The sequence below is a fragment of the Streptococcus sp. KCJ4932 genome (assembly GCF_004352745.1).
GTDB lineage: Bacteria > Bacillota > Bacilli > Lactobacillales > Streptococcaceae > Streptococcus > Streptococcus ruminicola.
In genome coordinates this window covers 23430-45931 of sequence record NZ_SJWW01000015.1, presented here as the reverse complement: position 1 = coordinate 45931, position 22502 = coordinate 23430, and the positions used below count along the sequence as shown (strand labels likewise).

The window sequence follows — 22502 nt, the reverse complement described above, 5'->3', positions numbered from 1 at the left end:
AAATGACTCGATTATTTGAAGAAAACGCTGATTCGGCAAAAGCGCAAGTTATGTCTGCCTACATGAAAAATCGATTTTCTTTTTATGGTATTCAAACACCAAAACGCCGAGCACTTTACAAATCATTTTTAGCCAATGAGAAAAAATCAGAAAAGCTTGATTGGGCTTTTTTAAAGCAGGTCTGGCAAGATGACCACCGTGAGTGTCAGTATTTGGTTCTTGATTACTTGCGTACGATGCAAAGATTTCTGACTTATGATGATATTGAAAAGCTTGAATATTTTGCAAGAAGCAAACAGTGGTGGGATAGTATTGACATACTAGCCGTTGTTATTGGTCGCATTGGATTAACGGATGAGAGAGTTGATAAGGTGATGAAAGCGTGGGCACATGATGATAATATCTGGCTATGTAGACTAGCCATTCTTCACCAGCTTGGTAGAAAAGATCAGACTAAGATTGATTTACTCCAAGAGATTCTTCTGAGAAATCTAGGTTCAAAGGAATTTTTTATCAATAAAGCCATAGGTTGGGCTTTACGTGATTTGTCAAAAACTAACGCTGCTTGGGTTAGACAGTTTATCATGACAAACAAAGAGCACTTATCACCACTTTCAGTTAGAGAGGCAAGCAAGTATCTTTAACTTTCAAGCATATTCTTCGTTTAAAAAGAGATTTTTCGGTAAAATGAAAGGAGAGTAAAAGGCTTTCTTTTCTTGCAAATAACAAAAAAACTCTCATAAATGGAAGGAATAAACGATGACAACTTTTCTTGGAAATTCCGTAACTTTAATTGGTAAACAACTAAAAATTGGTGAAATAGCACCAGATTTTTCATTGCGAGCATCTGATTTAAGTATTAAAAGCTTGTCTGATTTTGCTGGAAAGAAAAAAGTAATTAGCGTTGTGCCATCAATTGATACAGGGATTTGTTCAACACAGACACGTACGTTTAATAAAGAACTTTCAGCTATGTCTGATACCGTGGTAATTACGATTTCAGCAGACTTGCCATTTGCTCAAGCACGCTGGTGTGGTGTTGAAGGTCTTGATCAAGCGGTTATGTTGTCTGATTACTATGACAATGAATTTGGGAAGACTTATGGTCTTTTAATGGCAGAATGGCATCTTCTAGCTCGTGCTGTGCTTGTTTTAAATACGGATAATCAATTGGTTTATGCTGAATACTTGGAAAATGTTAACTCAGATCCAGATTATCAAGCGGCTCTTGCTGCCGTAAACTCACTATAGTTAAAAAATCTCACTTAAACTAAAGTGAGATTTTCTTAGTATTGTCATACCATTTTATCAAGCGAAGCAACTTTAAGGATTATATCGGTGACTTCTTCAGAACTTTCAATTCCACCATTACTTACCCAAAGAGAGATAATACTCTCAATGGAAGATAAATAAACTTCAAGCGCATATTGATAAGGAATTTCATAATAGCTCACGAGAATATCTTTGAAATCAGGGATAGTCAAAAGAAAGCTGTAAATAAAATCTTTGATAGTTTTAGAAAAATCGGAAGAAGATGATTTTGAAATGGCATAAACAAACTCAAAATTCTTGCGGATGTAGTCCAGACACTGGATGATAACAGTCCGACTATCAGAAAAAAGAGAGTCGTCATTTAGAATAGCTAATAACTCATCAAGCGTTTCGCTTTTTAGTTGGTCCATCATGTCACATTTATCAACATAGTGAAGGTAGAATGTTCCACGATTAATGCCAGCAGTTTTGGTTAAATCTGAGACACTAATCTCCTCAAATCGTTTTTCCAACAAAAGTTTAGCTAAAGCTTGCTTAAGATAGTTCTTGGTTTCTGTTTGTCGCTTGGCCATAAAAAATCAGCTCCTTTCTTAGTCTTGGTCTAAAATGAACAGATTGTCTATTTTTGTCCTTGTTTAATAATTTATCAAATTATATAATATAGTCCAAATTAAATCAACAAGTTGTCTAATTAAGAAAAAATAAAGAGGTGAATCTCATGTCATATATTGAAATGAAGCATTCTTATAAACGTTATCAAGCAGGTGAAACTGAAATTGTGGCTAATAATGATATTAATTTTGCCATTGAAAAAGGAGAATTGGTCATTATTTTAGGGGCATCGGGAGCTGGAAAATCAACTGTCTTAAATATTCTCGGTGGTATGGACACGAACGATGAAGGGCAAGTTTTGATTGACGGGGTTGATATCGCTAAATACAACGCTAAAGAATTGACAACTTATCGTCGTAACGACGTCGGTTTTGTCTTTCAATTTTACAATTTGGTACCTAATTTGACCGCCAAAGAAAATGTGGAGTTAGCATCAGAAATTGTTAGCGATGCAAGAGATGCCGAGCAGACTTTGATTGATGTGGGACTTGGAAAACGTCTTAATAACTTCCCAGCACAGCTATCTGGTGGTGAACAGCAGCGTGTGTCAATTGCGCGTGCGGTGGCAAAAAATCCAAAATTATTGCTCTGCGATGAACCGACAGGTGCCCTTGATTATCAAACCGGAAAACAAGTTCTAAAAATTTTGCAAGATATGTCACGTCATAAAGGCTCAACTGTGATTATTGTTACACACAACTCAGCTCTTGCTCCAATTGCTGACCGAGTGATTCATATGCACGATGCTACGGTAAGCAGTATCGAAGTTAATGAGCATCCTCAAGATATTGAAACACTAGAATATTGAGGTGATGGGTATGTCAAAAAAGACTTATTGGAAAGATATCAGAAAATCAATCGGAAGTTCAAAAGGTCGTTTTTTATCCATTATGCTTTTGATGATGCTTGGGGCTTTTGCATTTGTCGCCTTAAAAGTAACTGGTCCTGACATGCAAAGAACAGCAAGTGTTTATCTGAAAAAACACAATACCACGGACCTGTCAGTCATTGCAAGCTATGGTTTTAGTGATGATGACCAAAAAGAACTGACTAGGATTAAAAATAGTACAGTTGACTATGGTTATTTAACAGACGTAACAATTAAAAATACCGATGATGCTATTCGTGTGTTTTCAAACAGCAAACGCATTTCAAAATATGAGTTAGTTTCAGGTGCCTATCCCAAAACCACTGATGAGATTGCCTTAGCTTCAACCATGCAAAAGAAATACCACCTTGGTGATAATATCACCTTTACGCAGTCTGACGAACAAGGTATTTTGAAAAAAACGACATTCAAAATTGTTGGCTTTGTCAATTCATCAGAGATTCTTTCAAAATCTAGCCTTGGAACATCAAGTGCTGGAAACGGAGTATTGAAATACTATGCCGCCGTTCCAGAATCAGCCTTTGACAGTGATTTTTACACGATTGCTAGAATTCGTTATGATGATTTAAAAAATCTAAATCCGTTTTCAGAGACTTATAAGAAAAAATTAGCTAAAAAAGAAAGTGCGCTAGAGGATTTGCTTTCTGATAATCCTAGTCAGCGTTTAGCACAATTAAGATCAGAAACGCAAACTTCACTTGATGCTAATCAAGCAAAGGTCGATGCAGCTAAATCTCAACTGGAAGCGCAAAAAGCCTTACTCACTCAATTACCAAATGAGCAACAATTAGCAGCACAAGAATCAATCAATCAAGCCCAAGCTCAAATTGCTGAGAGTGAAAAGCAACTTGATGACGCTAAAATGAAGCTTGATGCTATGAAAGAGCCGACTTATACAACGTATACTCGCTCAAGTTTCCCTGGTGGAGGAGGTTACCAGACTTATGCTTCTAGTACCTCAAGTATTGGTAGCATCGGTAATGTCTTTCCAGTTGTGTTGTATGTGGTCGCAGCTTTGGTGACTTTCACAACAATGACACGATTTGTTGATGAAGAACGCACTAATTCAGGAGTGTTAAAAGCTCTTGGTTACAGCAATAGTGATGTTATTATGAAATTTGTTATCTATGGTTTTGTTGCTAGCATGACAGGAACCATTTTGGGAATTTTTGCGGGGCATTACATTTTGTCACGCGTCATTGCTGAGATTGTTACAGGTGATACGACTTTAGGAAGTACGACTTATTATTTCTATTGGTCGTATACGGTGATTGCAATTGTATTCGCTCTTGTTAGTGCCGTTTTACCGGCCTTTATTATTGCTAGAAAAGAGCTTAGTGAGAAACCTTCTCAGCTTTTGTTGCCAAAACCACCAGTTAAAGGTTCAAAAATTTTCTTAGAGCGTATCGGTTTTATCTGGCGTCGTTTGTCATTTACACATAAAGTCACTGCTCGAAATATTTTTCGATACAAACAACGTATGCTGATGACCATATTTGGCGTTGCCGGTTCGGTTGCCCTTTTATTTGCTGGACTAGGTATTCAATCGTCATTAGGAAAAATTATTGATAATCAATTTTCTCGTTTAATGCCATATGACATGATTGTGGTAACCAATGACGATAGTGGCAGTCAAAAAGACTTGATGTCTGTTTTAGATTCTAAAAAAGTATCCAAATACCAAAGCATATATTTATCACACGTCACAGAAAGTATCTCTGGATTGACTGATAAACAAGACATTTCAATTTTGGTTAGTCAAGGTAAAAGTTTTGGTGACTTTATTCATTTGAAAGATGCTAAAACAGCACAAGACTTGACCTTAACAGATGATGGTGTTGTCCTATCAGAAAAATTAGCTGACTTATATCACGTAAAAGCTGGTGATTCATTTGATTTTAAAGATCAAAATGGGAATAGGCATTCTCTTAAAGTTTCTGCAATTGCTGAAATGAATGTTGGTCACTATCTCTTTATGTCACAAAAAGCTTATGAAAAGCTCTTTGATGAAGGGGTTAAAGATAATGCTTACCTTGTCACGCTTAAAAATCACTCTAGTAAGAATATTGAAGATATGTCTACAAGATTATTAGCCATGGATAGTGTATCAGCTGTTAGCCAAAATGCTTCACTGATTAAGAATGTTAACTCAGTCGTTGTCTCTCTTAATGGCGCAATGACGATTCTAATCATCATATCCATTTTACTTGCTGTAGTTATTCTCTATAATTTGACTAATATTAATGTGGCTGAACGTATTCGAGAATTATCAACGATTAAGGTTCTTGGATTTTATGATAATGAAGTGACCATGTACATTTATCGTGAAACCATTAGTTTATCATTAATTGGTATTGTAGTAGGATTGATTGGTGGAAAATACTTACATCAACTGATTATGAGTATGATTGGTTCAGATTCAATTAAGTTTGGGACCGAAGTTGGTTTATCAATTTACATCATTCCAATCATCGTTGTTATTGGCATACTATTCTTGTTAGGTTGGCTTGTTAATCATATCCTCAAGACAGTTGATATGCTAGAAGCTTTGAAATCAGTCGATTGATTTCTTGATAAATTTCGAATAAATAGTAGGGGAGCAGTAGTCATACTGCTCTTTTAACTTGTTTAATGTTCAGATTAGTATTATAATACTAACATGTAAGGAGAGATAGCTATGAGTGAATTGATTGAGAAATATGAAGCAAATCCGATTGCCAAAGTTTCTTTAAGTGACGTAACAGAGCATTTTAAAGGAAAGGCCGTTTCAAAATTAGGAGATACAGGAAATGTATCGGTTGTTAACTTAAGTGATATGACTGAGACTGGTATTGATTACGACCATTTGAAAAAGATTGATGCTGAACAAGACAGTATCTCACGTTACCTTTTAGAAGATGGAGATGTTTTAATTGCCTCAAAAGGAACAGTAAAAAAAGTCGCTGTTTTTCATGAGCAAGATAGGGCAATTATTGCATCAGCTAACATCACCGTGTTAAGACCGACCGCTGATATATCAGGAACTTATATCAAATTATTTTTAGAATCTGAGTTAGGTCAAGAACTTCTTGAGACAACTAATACCGGAAAAAATGTAATGAATTTGAATACGAAAAAAATTGTTAGTATTCAAATACCAAAACTTCAACCACTCAAACAAGCTTTTCTCATTCAACGATATGAACAAGGTTTGAAAGATTACAAGCGAAAAATTACTAGAGCAAACCAAGAATGGCAACATATTCGTGATGATGTTGCAAAGAATCTATTCTAAAATGATAAAAGAAGTCCTTGTGGCTTCTTTTTGTTATAATAGGGGTAATTATAAAATTCAAGCGAGGAAATTATGAATAACATTAAGTGTCCCCATTGTGGAACAGTCTTTACCATTAATGAAACAGAGTACAGTCAGTTGCTTGCCCAAGTTCGTAGTAGCGAATTCGACAAGGAAATTCATGAGCGTTTAGAAAAAGAAAAGGCACTTTTAGAAGAAAAATCAAAAAATGATTTGCAAGTTCAAGCTAGTGCTAAAGATAAAGAAATTGCAGATTTAACCACGCAATTAGAGCAGTTAAAACAAAGTCTAGAGCTCGAAAATCAGCGTCAACTAGCCAAGAAAGACCAAGAAATTCTTGAGTTGAAATCTAGTTTAGATAATTTCCAATCAGCTAAAGATTTGGAACTAACAAAAACTTTAACGGAAAAAGATAAAGAAGTAGCTGAGCTTAAAAATCAACTAGAGCGCCTATCACTTGAAAATAAAACAAGTCTGGTAGAAGCAGTTGCTAGCGTTGAAAAAGAACGTGATGATGTTAAGTCAAAATTAGCTCTCCAAGAAAAAGAAGCAGAATTATCACTTGCTTCAGTTAAAAGAGACTACGAAGCTCAATTGAAAGCTGCCAATGAACAAGTTGAATTCTACAAAAACTTCAAAGCTCAGCAATCAACTAAGGCAATCGGCGAAAGCTTAGAAGTTTATGCTGAAACAGAATTTAATAAAGTTCGTGCCTATGCTTTTCCAAATGCAACCTTCGGTAAAGATAACGAAGTATCAAGCCGTGGGTCAAAAGGGGACTTCATTTATCGTGAAACTGATGAAAATGGTATTGAAATACTATCTATCATGTTTGAGATGAAAAACGAAGCCGATGAGACAAAAACTAAACACAAAAACAAAGATTTTTACAAAGAATTAGATAAAGATCGACGTGAAAAAAATTGTGAGTATGCGGTTCTAGTTACCATGTTAGAAGCCGATAATGACTACTTCAACACCGGAATTGTCGATGTTAGCCATGAATATGAAAAAATGTACGTGGTTCGTCCGCAATTATTCATCCAATTGATTGGTATTTTGCGAAATGCTGCGCTTAATTCTCTTAAATACAAGCAAGAACTAGCCTTGGTTCGTGAACAGAACATCGATATTACACATTTTGAAGATGACCTTGAAACCTTTAAAAATGCTTTTGCGAAAAACTACAATTCAGCAAGTAATAACTTCAAAAAAGCCATTGACGAAATTGACAAATCAATCCGACGTATGGAAGAAGTAAAACGTTTCTTGACGACAAGCGAAAACCAACTTCGCCTTGCTAATAATAAACTTGACGACGTTTCAGTCAAAAAATTAACCCGAAAAAATCCAACAATGCGAGCAAAATTTGAAGCGCTGAAAGATTAAAAAGATGTCAGCTTTTATGACAGATGAAGTCAGTTTTAAAATTCTTGTGCTATAATGAACCTATCCCTAATAAAAGAGGTTATTATAATGAACAATATTATAGATTTAACAAAACCAGTAGCTGAGGTTGTAAAAGAACACCCTGAGATTAAAGCTATTTTGGTTGATTTAGGTTTTAAACCATTAGCGCAAGTAACTATGCTAAATACCGTTGGCAAAGTGACTTCTCTGAAAGCAGGAGCAAAACTGGCTAATGTCTCACTTGATAAAATTCAAAAAGTGCTTGAATTTAACGGTTATGAAGTGATTGGAGGCAACAATGACTGAAAATCGTATTGAAGTACTAAAAGATATTTTGTTGCGTTTGCATCACGGTGCGGATGCTGACTCTGTTCAGGAAGATTTCAATCAAACCTTTAAAGGTGTTTCCGCGCTTGAGATTTCAATGATGGAGCATGAGTTAATGGGAGATGAGACAGGCATTACTTTTGAGGATGTGATGGGCTTGTGTAATGTCCACGCTAACCTTTTTAAGGGAGCTGTGTCAGATGTTGATGTTCCAGATGCTGAACAAGAAGGGCATCCTGTTTACGTGTTTAAACAAGAAAATCTCGCTTTACGCTCAGCTATGTTGCGCATTCGCCGTATTATCGAAAACTACGAGAAACCTGAAAATGAAGACTTTCGTGATGATTTGTTACGTGGTTTGAAATTTCAAATGGGGCTGCTAGGGCAATTTGATAACCATTACAAGCGTAAAGAAGAACTCTTTTTCCCGTTGATGGAACAACATGGTCATGATGCTCCGCCACGTGTCATGTGGGGTGTTGATGATGATATTCGTGAGCTCTTTAAAAAAGCGCAAGCAGCAGTTGATAAGTTGCCAGAAGTATCAATTGCTGAAGTGTCACAAGCCTTTGAAACTTTTGCTCATGAATTTGAAGAAATGATTTTCAAAGAAGAAGCCATTCTCTTGATGATTCTTCTTGAAGCTCTTACCCAAGATGATTGGTTAGCTATTGCTGATGAAAGTGATGCTTACGGCTATGCTATCATTAAGCCAACCACTAAGTGGCGACCAAAACGTGAGTCATTTGAAAGCGAGAAACCAGAATCTGCTTCTGCAACAGTTAATTCTGATGACTCTTGTCAAACTAGTGCTGAATTGAATAATAATCAATTGACGAAAGTTATCGATACGCCAGAAGGTCAGTTCACCATCAGCTTTACACCTAAAAAAGAAAAGCCAGCTGTTGATCGTACAACTGCTCAGCCATTTGGTAACGGGTATTTGTCAGTTGAGCAGGCAAACTTGATTTTAAATCATCTACCTTTGGAAATAAGCTTTGTCAACAAAGATGATATTTTCCAATACTTTAATAACAACACTGTTCCAGAAAAAATGGTGTTTAAGCGTACACCGAGTCAAATTGGACGTAATGTTGAACTTTGCCACCCACCAAAAGTGTTAGATAAAGTCAAAAAAGTCTTCAAATTACTTCGCTCTGGCGAACGCGATAAAGTTGTCATGTGGTTTAAATCTGAAAAAATGGGGAAATTCATCCATATCACCTATGCAGCCGTTCGTGATGAAAATGGTGAATTCCAAGGTGTCTTAGAATACGTGCAAGACATTCAAGAATTTTTAGACATTGACAGTGATGTCAAACGCGACATTTAAAAAAAACTCAAACAAGTTAAAACAATGCAAAGTTTTAGCTTGTCTTTTTTTACTGAAAACGGTTATAATAGAAATTATGATTAACGGAATTATTAATTTGAAAAAAGAAGCTGGAATGACTAGTCATGATGCAGTCTTTAAGCTTCGTAAAATTTTACATGAAAAGAAAATTGGTCATGGTGGAACGCTTGATCCTGACGTTGTTGGTGTCTTGCCAATCGCTGTCGGAAAAGCAACACGTGTGATTGAATATATGACAGAAGCTGGAAAAGTATACCGTGGGCAGATTTGCCTAGGTTTTTCAACAACAACTGAAGATGCTAGTGGTGAAGTGGTTGAGAAGACTCCTGTTTCAACAGAGCTGACAGAAGATACCATTGACCATGCTATGGCGGGTTTTGTTGGTGAAATTACTCAGATTCCACCAATGTACTCAGCTGTTAAGGTCAACGGAAAACGTTTATATGAGTATGCTCGTGCTGGACAAGACGTTGAACGTCCCAAACGTCAGGTAACAATTTATGATTTTAAACGTACAAGCCCGTTAGAATTCAAAGATGATTGTTGTTATTTTGACTTTGAAGTTGCTTGTAGTAAAGGAACATATATCAGAACCTTATCAGTTGATTTAGGAAAATCACTTGGTTTTGCTAGTCATATGTCTTATTTGGAGCGCCAAGCTTCAGCTGGTCTCCAATTAGAAGATGCATTGACTTTGTCTGAAATCACTGAAAAAGTTGCGCAAGATGATTTTTCATTTCTTTTGCCAATCGAGTATGGCGTTATGGATTTGCCACGTGTAGATTTGACAGAAGATCAAGTTACAGAGATTTCATTTGGGCGTAAAATTGCTTTAGATAGAACTGAAGAACAATTAGCTGCTTTCTATCAAGATAAAGTTGTTGCTATTCTAATTCCACGTGATGACCTATACAAACCAAATAAAGTGTTTATATAATGGAATGGAAAAAATGAATATTCAACATATAAAAGATGCTCGAGATATCGATCGTACTCGAGACAGTGTTTTAGTATTGGGCTACTTTGATGGCCTGCATAAAGGGCACAAAGCCCTGTTTGACCAAGCTAGAGCAATCGCAAAACGCGATCAGCTAGACTTAACTGTTTTGACTTTTAATGAATCACCACGTCTAGCTCTTGCTCGTTTTACACCAGAATTACTATTGAATTTAACGGCACCAGAAAAGCGTTACGAAAAATTTGCTGAGTATGGTGTTGATGATCTTTACTTAGTTGATTTTACATCAGCATTTTCAAAAGTGCCGTCAGAAGAATTTTTGAGCACTTATATCAAAGCTTTGCGAGCAAGAACTATTGTCGTTGGTTTTGATTATAAGTTTGGACACGATAGAAGAGATGCAGCTCATTTGTCAGAAATTTTTGATGGCGATGTTATTGTAGTTCCTGAAGTTCAAGATAACGGAGAAAAGATTAGCTCTTCACGCATTCGTCAAGAGATTCTATCAGGGAATGTTTCTGAGGTAAATCGTCTATTAGGTTATGAGTTTTCAACCAAAGGAATTGTTGTTCATGGTGATGCTAGAGGTCGCACGATTGGATTTCCAACAGCAAATCTTGCCGTTTTAGATCGCGTTTATCTTCCAGGTGAGGGAGTTTACGTGACGGACATTATCGTTTCAGGAAAACGTTATCGCTCAATGACAAGTATCGGAAAAAATGTGACATTTGGTGGTCAAGATTTGCGACTGGAAGCAAATATTTTTGATTTTGAAAACGATATCTATGGCGAAACGGTCGAAATTATCTGGTTAGATAAAATTCGAGGCATGATTAAGTTCGCTGGAGCCGAAGAATTGGTTGAACAGCTAAAATCAGATAAAAAATTTGCCCAAAATTGGGGAAAAAATAGAAAACTTTTTTAAAATTTTGTATAATTAAGTTAAGAAGATTAGAGAGGTGGTTTTATGATTACTTTATTTTTGTCACCAAGTTGTACGAGCTGTCGAAAAGCGCGAGCTTGGCTTAATGAACATGATGTTAAATTTCAAGAACACAACATCATTACCAGCCCTCTTAGTCGCGATGAATTGATGAATATTTTAGCGTTCACCGAAAATGGGACAGAAGATATTATTTCAACTCGTTCAAAAGTTTTCCAAAAATTGGATATTGACCTTGACGAGTTATCTGTTTCAGATTTAATTGATTTAATTGCAAAAAATCCTGGTTTACTTCGTCGTCCGATTATATTGGACAACAAACGAATGCAAATTGGATTCAATGAAGACGAAATTCGTGCGTTTTTACCGCGCGACTATCGCAAACAAGAGTTGCGTGAGGCAACAATTAAAGCAGAGATTGAAGGATAGAAAGGAATGACTCATCGGTTTTACTTGTATTAAAGATTACTTGTTTTCGATGAGTTTGGACATTATTGTATGAAAAATTACAGCTATCCACTTGATTTGTCTTGGAGCACTGAAGAGATAGCATCAGTGCTTCATTTTTTGAATCAAGTTGAAGCCGCATACGAAACAAAAGTTTCAGTAAGTGATTTATTAAATAGCTATGCAACCTTTAAGACAATTGTAAAAAGTAAAGCACAAGAAAAACAAATTGATCGCGAATTTCAACAAAGTAGTGGTTATTCGACTTATCAAGCCGTAAAAGCTGCTAAAGCAAAGGAGAAAGGATACATTTCCCTTGGAAAATAAGTTTCAATTTGCTAAAAACATTATTCGTGAAGCAGGTGACTTTATTAAGTCTAATATGGTTAAAGATCTCGAAATTGAAGAAAAAACGCGTTTTGATGATTTGGTAACGAATTTAGACAAAGCAACTCAGGAATTATTAATCGCTAAGATCAAGCAAGTCTATCCAGCTGACCATATTTTGGCAGAAGAAAATGGTGTCCACCATAGTATTACAGATGGCAATGTCTGGGTTCTTGACCCGATTGATGGTACTGTCAATTTTGTGGCGCAAGGTACACATTTTGCTGTTATGATTGCTTATTATGAAAATGGAGTCGGTCAGTTTGGCTTGATTTATGATGTGATGAACGATTTCTTGTACTGTGGTGGTGGACAATTTGATGTTTATATGAATGATCAAAAATTACCACCGTTTCAAGATCGCCCATTGAACCGTTTCTTGGTAGGATGCAATGCAAATATGTTTGCTAATAATTATCATGGGCTTCATGATATGATTGAGCAAACTTTGGGAGTTCGTGTTTATGGCGGTGCTGGTATCAGTATGGCAGCTGTTATGGAAGGACAATTGATGGCCTACTTTTCATATATTCAACCTTGGGACTATGCCGCTGCTAAGGTGATGGGTGAGAAGCTCGGCTATGTTTTGTTAACTATTGACGGTGAAGAACCTGATTTTACACATCGTCAAAAAGTCATGTTTGTGCCAAAAGCAAAATTATCAACGATACAAACTTATTTATCTCAAACCTAGTATTTTTACTAGGTTTTTCTTTTACACCTATGGTAAAATAAGAATGAATTTACAGAAGACGTTTTAATTGGATAATATCGATAAAAGGAGATTTGTTTATGATGAATTGGCTAATGACACAAAATGTTGTCTTTTTAGCCTTGTTAGCAGGACTTTTTACTTGGGGATGTACCATTCTTGGATCTGCCGTTGTTTTTTCCTTTACTAAAGTTAGCCGAAAATTGCTTGATATCATGATGGGATTTGCCGCAGGTGTCATGATTGCAGCTTCTTTTTGGTCCTTGCTTGACCCAGCTCTTGCTTATGCTAAAGCTGATTATGGTAATTTAGCCTGGGTACCGGCAGCAGTTGGCTTTCTTTTAGGGGCATTTAGTCTTCGTTTAATTGACGCACTGGTCCCTCACTTGCATCTGGGAAAAGATGTTTCTGAAGCTGAAGGGATTCAACCAAAGAAAAAACTCTCAAAAACGGCTTTACTCTTTCTAGCCATAACGATTCATAATTTTCCAGAAGGTTTGGCAGTCGGAGTAACTTTTGGGGCGCTTGCTTCTGGTAATATGACTAGTGCTGCGCTTATTGGAGCTGTGGGACTTGCTATTGGGATTGGTTTACAAAACATTCCTGAAGGGGCTGCTTTGTCAATTCCGATTCGAGCTGATGGGAGTTCTCGCTTTCGAGCATTCTTTCTTGGCGCAATGTCAGCCATTGTTGAACCAATTGGGGCTGTTTTAGGAGCAGCGCTTGTGATTATTATGCTACAAATCATACCTTATGCCCTAGCTTATGCAGCTGGTGCCATGATGTTTGTGGTTGTAGAAGAATTGATTCCAGAATCACAGACTAATGGTAATACTGATGTAGCAACTCTTGGTTTGATGGTTGGGTTTGTCATCATGATGGTTATGGATGTGGCCCTAGGCTAATGACATTTCAAAAGCTAGCTCAAAGAGCTTGCTTTTTTTGTGTTGAATAATTGAAAACACTTACAGTTTTTATTAAAATAATCATGAAAGGAAAAAGGTGAAGCTATGGCAATTACAGTAAACTTGTATTACAAAGGCGTTAATGGGAATGCTCGAAAATTCATGGAAGAGATGGAAAAATCTGGCACAGCCGATGCCATTCGAGCTGAAAAAGGCAATCTCAGATATGATTATTTCTTTCCCGCAAATGACCCTGAAACACTATTATTGATTGATAGTTGGGAAAATCAAGAAGCGATTGATGCTCACCATGCATCCCCTATGATGGCAACATTAGCAGCCTTACGTGACAAATATGATTTGCATATGACAGTTGAGCGCTATCTTTCAGATAACAGTGATGTAGACAGCGAATTCATTCGCAAATAAAAAGAGCTTCTTTTGGAGCTCTTTTTTAAGCTAATCATTTGTGATTCATTTAGTCTTAGGATATGATTAGGTTAAGATTTTTGGAGGTATCGTTATGACGACATTTGCAGAACATTTCACAAATATTTCGGTAGAAGCTGCCAAAGAGCAATTACAAACAGCTGATGAGTTTATTCTTTTCATCGGTCGTCCGACATGTCCATTTTGTCGACGTTTTGAGCCAAAGCTTTCTCACGTTGCTAAAGAAAACCAATTAGTTGTTTACTATATTAACAGTGATCATACGACTCCTGAACTAGAGGAGCTTCGTAACACTTACAAAGTCGCAACAGTCCCTGGTTTATTGGTCGCAAATGCCGGTCATGTAAGAGTGGTTTGTGATTCATCTTTGTCTGAAGAGGCAATTTTAGACTTTATTAAAAACTAGGCAAGGAGATTACATGGACGTTAAAGAATACGATTATATTGTTATCGGTGGTGGGTCAGGTGGAATTGCTTCTGCCAATCGAGCGGCTATGCATGGAGCAAAAGTACTTCTTTTTGAAGGTAAAGAAGTCGGTGGTACCTGCGTTAATTTAGGATGTGTTCCTAAAAAAGTGATGTGGTATGGTGCACAGGTTGCGGAAACATTAGCGAATTACGCTGCTGAGTATGGCTTTCATCTTGAGCAGACAAGTTTTGATTTTAAAACTTTGAAAAATAATCGCGAAGCTTACATTGACCGTATTCATGCCTCTTATGAAAGAGGATTTGATAGTAATGGTGTGGAGCGTGTTTATGAATACGCTAGATTTGTAGATGCTCATACAATTGAAGCTGCTGGAAAATATTATACCGCTCCACATATTTTAGTGGCGACAGGTGGTCATGCACTGTATCCAGATATTCCTGGAGCACAGTTTGGTATGGTTTCTGATGATTTTTTTGCCTTAGACGAGCTTCCAAAACGAACTGCTGTTGTCGGAGCTGGTTATATTGCGGTTGAATTAGCTGGTGTTTTACATGCCTTGGGCTCTGATACACAACTTTTTGTTCGAGAAAACCGTCTTTTGCGAAAATTCGATAAAGAAATTGTTGAAACGCTTGTTGACGTCATGGCAGCAAGTGGTCCTACCTTGCATACTTACGCAATTCCAAAGGAAGTTATTAAGAACGATGATGATTCTCTAACCTTGGTATTGAAAAATGGGGAAAGTTACACTGTTGATGCGGTTATTTGGGCAATTGGCAGACGAGCCAATATTTCTGGATTCGGTCTTGAAAAAACAGGTGTTGAACTTGACGACAAGGGATTTATAAGAACTGATGAGTTTGAAAATACAAGCGTTAAAGGCATTTATGCTTTAGGCGATGTTAACGGGAAACTCGAATTGACACCTGTTGCGGTTAAGGCAGGTCGTCAGCTATCAGAACGTCTCTTTAACCATAAGCCAAATGCCAAAATGGATTATAAGGATGTTGCAACAGTTATTTTTAGCCATCCTGCCATTGGTTCAATCGGTTATTCAGAAGAAAAAGCCATTGAAGAATTTGGTGCAGATAAGGTAAAAGTGTATCGTTCAAACTTTACACCGATGTACACAGCACTAGGAAATCATCGCCAGCCGAGCAAAATGAAATTGGTTACTCTGGGTGAAAAAGAAAAAATCATTGGTTTACATGGAATCGGATACGGTGTCGATGAAATGATACAAGGCTTTTCAGTAGCTATTAAAATGGGAGCAACTAAGGAAGATTTTGATAATACGGTAGCCATCCATCCAACAGGGGCTGAGGAGTTCGTTACAATGAGATAAGCAAAGAGTAGATTTTTTCAGCTATAGAGATACTCTTCTTTTTAGTTGTCTGAATGCCTTTCATTAAAATTGCGAAAGAGTTCTCTTTCGCCTTCAAAAGCTTTCCCAAAGCTTTTGAACTATCCATCCAACAGGGTCTGAAGAGTTCGTCACGATGAGATAAAAAGTTGTTTTAGATTGTGATATTAGTTATGAAAATCACGAAAGTCTTTGAAATCAAATCTTTTTTTCAGGATTTTTACAGTAAGTTAAGCGGTTCGAAAACGAACTGCTTTTTTCTTTTTAACTACCTACAAAATCAGTCATATCCTTGTCTTAAAGTTGTAATTAACATGTGAAATTGTTATCATATAAGTATGAAATTACCTGATAAATTTATTGAAAAATACCGTAATCTTCTTGGACAAGAAGCAGATGATTTCTTTGCTACATTTGTTCAAGAAGCTGTCTCTGGATTTCGTGTAAATCCTCTGAAAAACACTCAGCATGTTTTTGAGAATCCTATTCCAAATACCCCGTGGGGTCATTATGGAAAAGTATCTGGTAAGTCACCTGAACATGTTTCAGGTCTTGTCTATTCACAAGAACCTGCTGCTCAAATGGTTGTTCAAGTTGCAGCACCAAGTGAGCATATGCGCGTGCTTGATTTAGCAGCAGCTCCAGGTGGAAAATCCACCCATCTTCTTAGTTATATGAATAATACTGGTGTTTTGGTTAGCAATGAAATTTCCAACAAACGCAGTAAGATTTTGGTTGAGAATGTGGAACGTTTTGGTGCTAAAAATGTTGTGGTAACCAATGAAAGTTCAGACAGATTAGCCAAAGTTTTCAAAGAATACTTTGATTTGATTGTTTTTGATGGACCTTGTTCTGGAGAGGGCATGTTTCGTAAGGATCCCCAAGCTACTCAGTATTGGCACGAAGGTTATCCTGCAGAATGCGCGAGTCTTCAAAAAGAGATTTTAGAAGAAGCAATGAAAATGCTAGCGCCTGGTGGAACACTGGTTTACTCAACATGTACATGGTCCCCAGAGGAAAATGAAGGCGTTGTTAATTGGCTATTGTCAGAATACGATTATCTTGAACTTCTTCCTATTGAAAAAATCAATGGAATGGCTGAAGGAATTGACATGCCTGAAGTTGCTCGTATGTATCCACACCGTTTTAAAGGTGAAGGACAATTTGTTGCTAAGCTACATGATACGAGGGAACCAGCTCACCATAAAGTTAAGCCAGTTAAATCTAATCTAACAAAAGATCAGCTTAATCTTTGGCAAGATTTCGCCAAAAAACATCTAAAAATTGAGCTAAATGGGCTCCTACAAACCTTTGGCGATAACCTTTATTTGTTGCCGGAAGGATTGCCTGATTTAGGTAAATTAAAAATTGCTCGCAATGGACTTCATCTAGGAACATTTAAGAAAAATCGTTTCGAACCATCTTTTGCATTGGGCTTAGCCCTTTCACCAAATGACGTAGAACAGTTTGTAGAAATTGATATAGAACAGTTCAAGATTTATGTTACAGGAAATGTCATAAACTTAGAAAATCCATTAAAAAATGGTTGGTATTTAGTTTCTGTAAACGGCAACGGCATAGGTTTTGCAAAACTTACTGGGAATATTCTGAAAAATTACTTTCCAAAAGGACTTCGCTTTAATCCTTAAACTGTTATAGGTACAATTTTTGAATGTGATGGCCTGAAAACCACTTTTCAAGCTTTCAGTGATATGTTACTATTTGCATGTGAGGTGTTTGTAACACTTCATGTCAATTACTTTTTATTTTCAAAAAGAAGTAGGAATCGCAAATGAAAAAAATGAAAATTCTTAGCTTTTTATTGCTAGCTACCTCAGTAGCCTTTGTCTTATCTGGTTGTTCAAGCTGGATTGACAAGGGGCAGTCGATTACCAGCGTAGGATCGACAGCTTTGCAACCACTTGTTGAAGCTGCCGCTGATGAGTTCGGATCGACGAATATTGGTAAGACAGTCAATGTTCAAGGTGGTGGATCTGGTACAGGTCTTTCACAAGTTCAGTCAGGGGCTGTTCAAATAGGTAATAGCGATCTTTTCGCAGAAGAAAAAGAAGGTATCAATGCTGATAAGTTGGTGGATCACCAAGTAGCAGTAGCAGGTCTTGCGGTTATTGTTAACAAAAAAGTCGCTGTTAACAATTTAACCACTGAGCAATTACACCAAATCTTCACTGGTAAAATTACAAACTGGAAAGAAGTTGGTGGACCAGACTTAGCTATTTCTATTATTAACCGTGCAGCAAGTTCTGGGTCGCGTGCGACATTTGATAGCATCATCATGAAAGGTGATTCAGCTATTCAAAGTCAAGAACAAGACTCAAACGGTATGGTTAAGTCAATCGTATCGCAAACTCCAGGAGCTATTTCTTATCTTGCTTTTGCTTACGTTGATAGTTCTGTTAAGACAATTCGTCTAAACGGTTATAAACCAACAGTTGAAAATGTAACCAAAAATAATTGGCCACTTTGGTCATATGAACATATGTACACTAAAGGTAAACCAACTGGTTTGACTAAAGAATTTTTGGATTTCGTTATGAGTGATGAGATTCAAAAAGGTGTCGTTGAACATATGGGTTACATTTCAGTTAACGAAATGAAAGTTACCAAATCAGCTGATGGCACTGTTACAGCAAAATAAGGAGATACTATGAGAAATCAAGATCTTGAGAAACAGTTAACAACGCCTTCAAAAAATTCTCGCCTTGAGAAGTTCGGAAAAGGCATTACATTCTTTTGTTTAGTACTAATTGTTTTCATCGTGGCAATGATTTTAATCTTCGTTGCCCAAAAAGGATTATCAACTTTCTTCGTTGATGGTGTTAATCCAATCACATTCCTCTTTGGAAGTAAGTGGGATCCAAGTTCAGGATCATTCGGAGCTCTTCCGATGATTTTGGGATCATTTATTGTAACTATTTTGTCTGCCTTGGTAGCAACTCCGATTGCTATTGGTGCGGCAGTCTTTATGACAGAAATTTCTCCAAAATATGGAGCCAAAATTCTTCAACCAGCTATTGAATTATTAACAGGTATTCCATCTGTTGTTTATGGATTCATTGGTTTGCAAGTTATCGTTCCATTTACACGTTCTATCTTTGGTGGAACTGGGTTCGGTATCTTATCTGGTGTCTGCGTTTTGTTTGTTATGATTTTACCAACGGTAACCTTCATGACAATCGATAGTTTAAAAGCAGTGCCAAGACATTATAAAGAAGCTAGTTTAGCGATGGGAGCCACTCGTTGGCAAACAATCTGGCGCGTTATTTTAAATGCTGCTAGACCTGGTATCTTTACCGCAGTTATTTTCGGTATGGCACGTGCCTTTGGTGAAGCCTTAGCTATCCAAATGGTCGTTGGTAATTCAGCCGTTGTTCCAACCTCTCTAACAACTCCAGCAGCAACCCTAACATCCGTTCTTACAATGGGAATCGGTAATACCGTTATGGGAACTGTTCAAAATAATGTTCTTTGGTCACTAGCGTTGGTTCTACTCATTATGAGTTTAGGATTCAACATGCTTGTTAAATTTATTACAAGAGAAAGAAAGAGAAACTATGCACGCTAAGAAATTTGATAAGTTAGCAACAGGAATTCTCTATACAATTGCTGGAATTATTGTTGCGATTTTGGCATCATTACTACTATATATCTTGGTTAATGGATTACCACATGTTAATTGGTCATTCTTGACAGGAAAATCATCATCGTATGAAGCAGGTGGTGGTATTGGGATTCAATTGTATAACTCCCTCTTTCTTTTGGTAATCACATTGGTTATTTCTATTCCTTTATCAATGGGAGCAGGGATTTACTTATCTGAATACGCGAAAAAAGGACGTTTCACTAACTTCATCAGAACATGTATTGAAATCCTTTCTTCTTTACCATCTGTTGTTGTTGGTTTGTTTGGTTATCTGATTTTTGTTGTTCAATTTCAATATGGATTTTCAATTATCTCAGGTGCCCTTGCTCTTACCGTTTTTAACCTTCCACAAATGACACGTAATGTTGAAGATGGTCTTCGTAATGTTCACCACACACAACGTGAAGCAGGTCTTGCACTTGGTTTGTCACGTTGGGAAACAGTAGTTCACGTGGTCATTCCAGAAGCTCTTCCAAGTATTGTGACTGGTATCGTTCTTGCTTCAGGCCGTATTTTCGGTGAAGCAGCAGCGCTTATCTACACAGCTGGTCAATCAGCACCAGCTCTCGATTGGTCAAACTGGAATCCGCTAAGTATTACAAGTCCGATTTCAATTTTCCGTCAAGCCGAAACTTTGGCTGTTCACATTTGGAAAGTTAATAGTGAAGGAACGATTCCTGATGCGACTCAAGTATCGCAAGGAAGTGCTGCAGTTCTCTTGATTTTCATCTTAATTTTCAACCTCTCAGCACGTTATATCGGTAAAAAACTTCACGCCAAATTAACGTCAGCAAAATAAAGGAGAAGAGATGACAAAGTATAACTGGAATGAAAGACATATTATTACTTTTCCTGAAGAAAAATTAGCCCTAGCTACAAAAGATCTTCATGTTTACTATGGTCAAAAAGAAGCTATCAAGGGAATTGATATGCAGTTTGAAAAAAATAAAATCACTGCTCTTATCGGACCTTCAGGATGTGGTAAATCAACTTTTCTTCGTAGCCTAAATCGTATGAACGATACCATTGACATTGCGAAAGTCACTGGACAAATTTTGTACGAAGGTATTGATGTTAATGCCAAAAACATTAACGTTTACGAAATGCGTAAGCACATCGGAATGGTTTTCCAACGACCAAATCCATTTGCTAAATCAATTTATAAAAATATTACATTTGCCTATGAGCGTGCAGGTGTCAAAGATAAACAATTTTTAGATGAAATTGTTGAAACTTCTCTAAAACAAGCTGCTCTCTGGGATCAAGTAAAAGATGATTTGCATAAATCAGCCTTTACACTTTCAGGTGGTCAGCAACAACGTTTGTGTATTGCTCGTGCCATTGCAGTAAAACCAGATATTCTTTTGATGGACGAACCTGCATCAGCTCTTGACCCAGTTGCAACAATGCAATTGGAAGATACGATGTTTGAGTTGAAAAAAGATTACACAATCATCATTGTTACTCATAACATGCAACAAGCTGCACGTGCTAGTGATTATACAGCCTTCTTCTATTTGGGGGATTTAATCGAATACGATAAAACCAATAATATTTTCCAAAATGCCAAATTGCAATCAACTAGCGATTATGTGTCAGGACACTTTGGTTAGAAAGGCAAGACATGACAGAACCTATTTTAAAAGTAAGAGACTTATCTGTTTACTATAATAAGAAAAAAGCGCTCAATAATGTCTCTATGGATTTCTATCCTAATGAAATCACAGCACTTATTGGTCCTTCTGGTTCAGGTAAATCAACTCTTCTACGTTCAATTAACCGAATGGGAGATTTGAATCCAGAGGTGACATTAACAGGCTCAATCGTTTATAATGGACATAATATTTATAGCCCACGAACAGATACCGTTGAACTTCGTAAAGAAATTGGAATGGTTTTCCAACAACCGAATCCATTTCCAATGTCAATCTATGAAAATGTTGTTTATGGCCTACGTCTAAAAGGAATTAAAGATAAGCAAGTTTTAGATGAAGCGGTTGAAAGTTCTTTGATTGGAGCTTCAATCTGGGATGAAGTAAAAGACCGTTTGCACGATTCAGCCCTTGGCTTGTCTGGTGGTCAGCAACAACGTGTTTGTGTCGCACGTGTTTTAGCGACAAGTCCAAAAATCATTTTACTTGACGAACCGACATCAGCACTTGATCCAATCTCAGCTGGTAAGGTTGAAGATACCCTTTATGGTTTGAAAGACAAATACACAATGCTTCTTGTAACACGTTCAATGCAACAAGCTTCACGTATCTCAGACCGTACAGGTTTCTTCCTTGATGGTAAGCTTATTGAATACGGAAAAACGCATGAAATGTTCATGAATCCTAAATGCAAAGAAACCGAAGATTATATCACTGGTAAATTTGGTTAGTTTTGGGAACACTCAAAAGGAGATGATATTATGTTAAGATCAAAATTTGATGATGAATTAGAAAAATTGCATAACCAATTCTACGCTATGGGTACTGAAGTGTTGTCACAAATTAACAAAACAGTTCGTGCTTTTATTAGCCATGACCGTGAATTGGCAAAAGAAGTTATTGAAGGTGATGAAATTGTCAATAACTTTGAAACAAAACTTGAAAAGAAATCTCTTGAGATTATTGCCCTTCAACAACCTGTATCACAAGATTTGCGTACAGTTATCACAGTTTTGAAAGCTTCAAGTGATGTTGAACGTATGGGTGACCATGCAGCCTCTATTGCAAAAGCAACTATTCGCGTTAAAGGTGAAGAACGTTTGCCAGAAGTAGAGGCAGAAATCAAAAAAATGGGTAAAGCTGTTCGCAACATGGTCGAAGAAGCGCTTGACGTTTACGTGACTGGTGATGAAGAACGCGCTTATGAAGTTGCTGCTTCTGATGAAGTGATTGATAACTACTTTAAAGAAATTCAAAACATGGCTGTTGAATCTATTCGCCAACAACCAGATACAGTGTTTGCGGGTAAAGAATACCTTCAGGTTATTACTTACTTAGAACGTATCGGTGATTACGCTCGTAACCTTTGTGAGTGGGTCATTTACCTTAAAACAGGTAAAATCATCGAATTATAAAGCTATTAAAGGCTGTC

General features: G+C 37.0%; 25 protein-coding genes. 24 read left to right on the top strand and 1 reads right to left on the bottom strand.

Annotation, left to right across the window (positions count from 1 at the left end):
• Positions 1–2 precede the first annotated feature (2 nt).
• A complete protein-coding gene (locus E0E02_RS07410) occupies positions 3–644 on the top strand; it encodes a DNA alkylation repair protein (protein ID WP_081340999.1) in 642 nt (213 codons plus the stop codon).
• Between the two features lie 115 nt (positions 645–759).
• Positions 760–1251: a thiol peroxidase gene (tpx, locus tag E0E02_RS07405; protein ID WP_133018256.1), complete on the top strand. Its 492-nt coding sequence runs from the start codon at positions 760–762 to the stop codon at positions 1249–1251.
• A 44-nt stretch (positions 1252–1295) separates the two neighbouring features.
• Here tpx and E0E02_RS07400 read toward each other — a convergent pair whose 3' ends face one another.
• Positions 1296–1844 carry a TetR/AcrR family transcriptional regulator gene (locus E0E02_RS07400; RefSeq protein WP_133018255.1) on the bottom strand — a complete coding sequence of 183 codons (549 nt, stop codon included), beginning with the start codon at positions 1842–1844 and terminating at the stop codon, positions 1296–1298.
• Between the two features lie 146 nt (positions 1845–1990).
• On the opposite strand from E0E02_RS07400, the gene E0E02_RS07395 reads away from it, so the two are divergent.
• The 22 genes from E0E02_RS07395 (at position 1991) to phoU (ending at position 22485) form a co-directional block, all read left to right on the top strand.
• Positions 1991–2692: an ABC transporter ATP-binding protein gene (locus E0E02_RS07395; protein WP_093814574.1), complete on the top strand. Its 702-nt coding sequence runs from the start codon at positions 1991–1993 to the stop codon at positions 2690–2692.
• A gap of 10 nt (positions 2693–2702) precedes the next feature.
• Positions 2703–5339: an FtsX-like permease family protein gene (locus E0E02_RS07390; RefSeq protein WP_133018254.1), complete on the top strand. Its 2637-nt coding sequence runs from the start codon at positions 2703–2705 to the stop codon at positions 5337–5339.
• 111 nt (positions 5340–5450) lie between these two features.
• A complete protein-coding gene (locus tag E0E02_RS07385; RefSeq protein WP_133018253.1) occupies positions 5451–6047 on the top strand; it encodes a restriction endonuclease subunit S in 597 nt (198 codons plus the stop codon).
• 72 nt (positions 6048–6119) lie between these two features.
• Entirely contained in the window at positions 6120–7457 is a 1338-nt protein-coding gene (locus E0E02_RS07380) for a DUF2130 domain-containing protein (RefSeq protein ID WP_133018252.1), read from the top strand.
• Between the two features lie 87 nt (positions 7458–7544).
• A complete protein-coding gene (locus E0E02_RS07375; RefSeq protein WP_039698211.1) occupies positions 7545–7784 on the top strand; it encodes a DUF1858 domain-containing protein in 240 nt (79 codons plus the stop codon).
• Positions 7777–9138 carry a DUF438 domain-containing protein gene (locus E0E02_RS07370; protein ID WP_133018251.1) on the top strand — a complete coding sequence of 454 codons (1362 nt, stop codon included), beginning with the start codon at positions 7777–7779 and terminating at the stop codon, positions 9136–9138. The genes E0E02_RS07375 and E0E02_RS07370 overlap by 8 nt, the downstream gene beginning before the upstream one ends.
• A 76-nt stretch (positions 9139–9214) precedes the next feature.
• The gene (gene truB, locus E0E02_RS07365; RefSeq protein WP_133018250.1) at positions 9215–10096 is read left to right on the top strand and encodes a tRNA pseudouridine(55) synthase TruB; all 882 of its coding nucleotides are present in this window, start codon (positions 9215–9217) and stop codon (positions 10094–10096) included.
• Between the two features lie 13 nt (positions 10097–10109).
• On the top strand, positions 10110–11042 hold the full coding sequence (locus tag E0E02_RS07360; RefSeq protein WP_346503829.1) for a bifunctional riboflavin kinase/FAD synthetase: 933 nt from the start codon (positions 10110–10112) through the stop codon (positions 11040–11042).
• Between the two features lie 42 nt (positions 11043–11084).
• Entirely contained in the window at positions 11085–11489 is a 405-nt protein-coding gene (locus E0E02_RS07355; protein ID WP_024344044.1) for a Spx/MgsR family RNA polymerase-binding regulatory protein, read from the top strand.
• Positions 11490–11558: 69 nt separating this feature from the next.
• Positions 11559–11834, top strand: coding sequence for a UPF0223 family protein (locus E0E02_RS07350; protein WP_133018248.1), 276 nt, complete (start codon positions 11559–11561; stop codon positions 11832–11834).
• Entirely contained in the window at positions 11824–12588 is a 765-nt protein-coding gene (locus E0E02_RS07345) for an inositol monophosphatase family protein (protein WP_133018247.1), read from the top strand. The genes E0E02_RS07350 and E0E02_RS07345 overlap by 11 nt, the downstream gene beginning before the upstream one ends.
• Before the next feature lie 98 nt (positions 12589–12686).
• Positions 12687–13511 (top strand): ZIP family metal transporter, encoded by an 825-nt coding sequence (locus E0E02_RS07340; RefSeq protein WP_133018246.1) that lies wholly within the window; start codon positions 12687–12689, stop codon positions 13509–13511.
• 105 nt (positions 13512–13616) lie between these two features.
• Entirely contained in the window at positions 13617–13940 is a 324-nt protein-coding gene (locus tag E0E02_RS07335; protein WP_133018245.1) for a putative quinol monooxygenase, read from the top strand.
• 94 nt (positions 13941–14034) lie between these two features.
• Positions 14035–14367, top strand: coding sequence for a thioredoxin domain-containing protein (locus tag E0E02_RS07330; protein ID WP_133018244.1), 333 nt, complete (start codon positions 14035–14037; stop codon positions 14365–14367).
• Between the two features lie 13 nt (positions 14368–14380).
• Positions 14381–15736 (top strand): glutathione-disulfide reductase, encoded by a 1356-nt coding sequence (gene gorA / locus E0E02_RS07325; protein WP_133018243.1) that lies wholly within the window; start codon positions 14381–14383, stop codon positions 15734–15736.
• Between the two features lie 356 nt (positions 15737–16092).
• Positions 16093–17403 carry an RsmF rRNA methyltransferase first C-terminal domain-containing protein gene (locus tag E0E02_RS07320; RefSeq protein ID WP_133018242.1) on the top strand — a complete coding sequence of 437 codons (1311 nt, stop codon included), beginning with the start codon at positions 16093–16095 and terminating at the stop codon, positions 17401–17403.
• Positions 17404–17546: 143 nt separating this feature from the next.
• The gene (locus tag E0E02_RS07315; protein ID WP_074563743.1) at positions 17547–18413 is read left to right on the top strand and encodes a phosphate ABC transporter substrate-binding protein PstS; all 867 of its coding nucleotides are present in this window, start codon (positions 17547–17549) and stop codon (positions 18411–18413) included.
• A 9-nt stretch (positions 18414–18422) separates the two neighbouring features.
• The gene (gene pstC, locus E0E02_RS07310; protein ID WP_039696856.1) at positions 18423–19340 is read left to right on the top strand and encodes a phosphate ABC transporter permease subunit PstC; all 918 of its coding nucleotides are present in this window, start codon (positions 18423–18425) and stop codon (positions 19338–19340) included.
• Positions 19330–20217: a phosphate ABC transporter permease PstA gene (gene pstA / locus E0E02_RS07305; protein ID WP_039696857.1), complete on the top strand. Its 888-nt coding sequence runs from the start codon at positions 19330–19332 to the stop codon at positions 20215–20217. Before pstC ends, pstA begins: the two co-directional genes overlap by 11 nt.
• Before the next feature lie 10 nt (positions 20218–20227).
• On the top strand, positions 20228–21031 hold the full coding sequence (gene pstB / locus E0E02_RS07300) for a phosphate ABC transporter ATP-binding protein PstB (protein WP_039696858.1): 804 nt from the start codon (positions 20228–20230) through the stop codon (positions 21029–21031).
• 11 nt (positions 21032–21042) lie between these two features.
• Positions 21043–21801: a phosphate ABC transporter ATP-binding protein PstB gene (pstB, locus tag E0E02_RS07295; RefSeq protein WP_039696859.1), complete on the top strand. Its 759-nt coding sequence runs from the start codon at positions 21043–21045 to the stop codon at positions 21799–21801.
• A gap of 30 nt (positions 21802–21831) precedes the next feature.
• The gene (gene phoU / locus E0E02_RS07290; protein WP_039696860.1) at positions 21832–22485 is read left to right on the top strand and encodes a phosphate signaling complex protein PhoU; all 654 of its coding nucleotides are present in this window, start codon (positions 21832–21834) and stop codon (positions 22483–22485) included.
• The last annotated feature ends 17 nt before the right edge of the window (positions 22486–22502 follow it).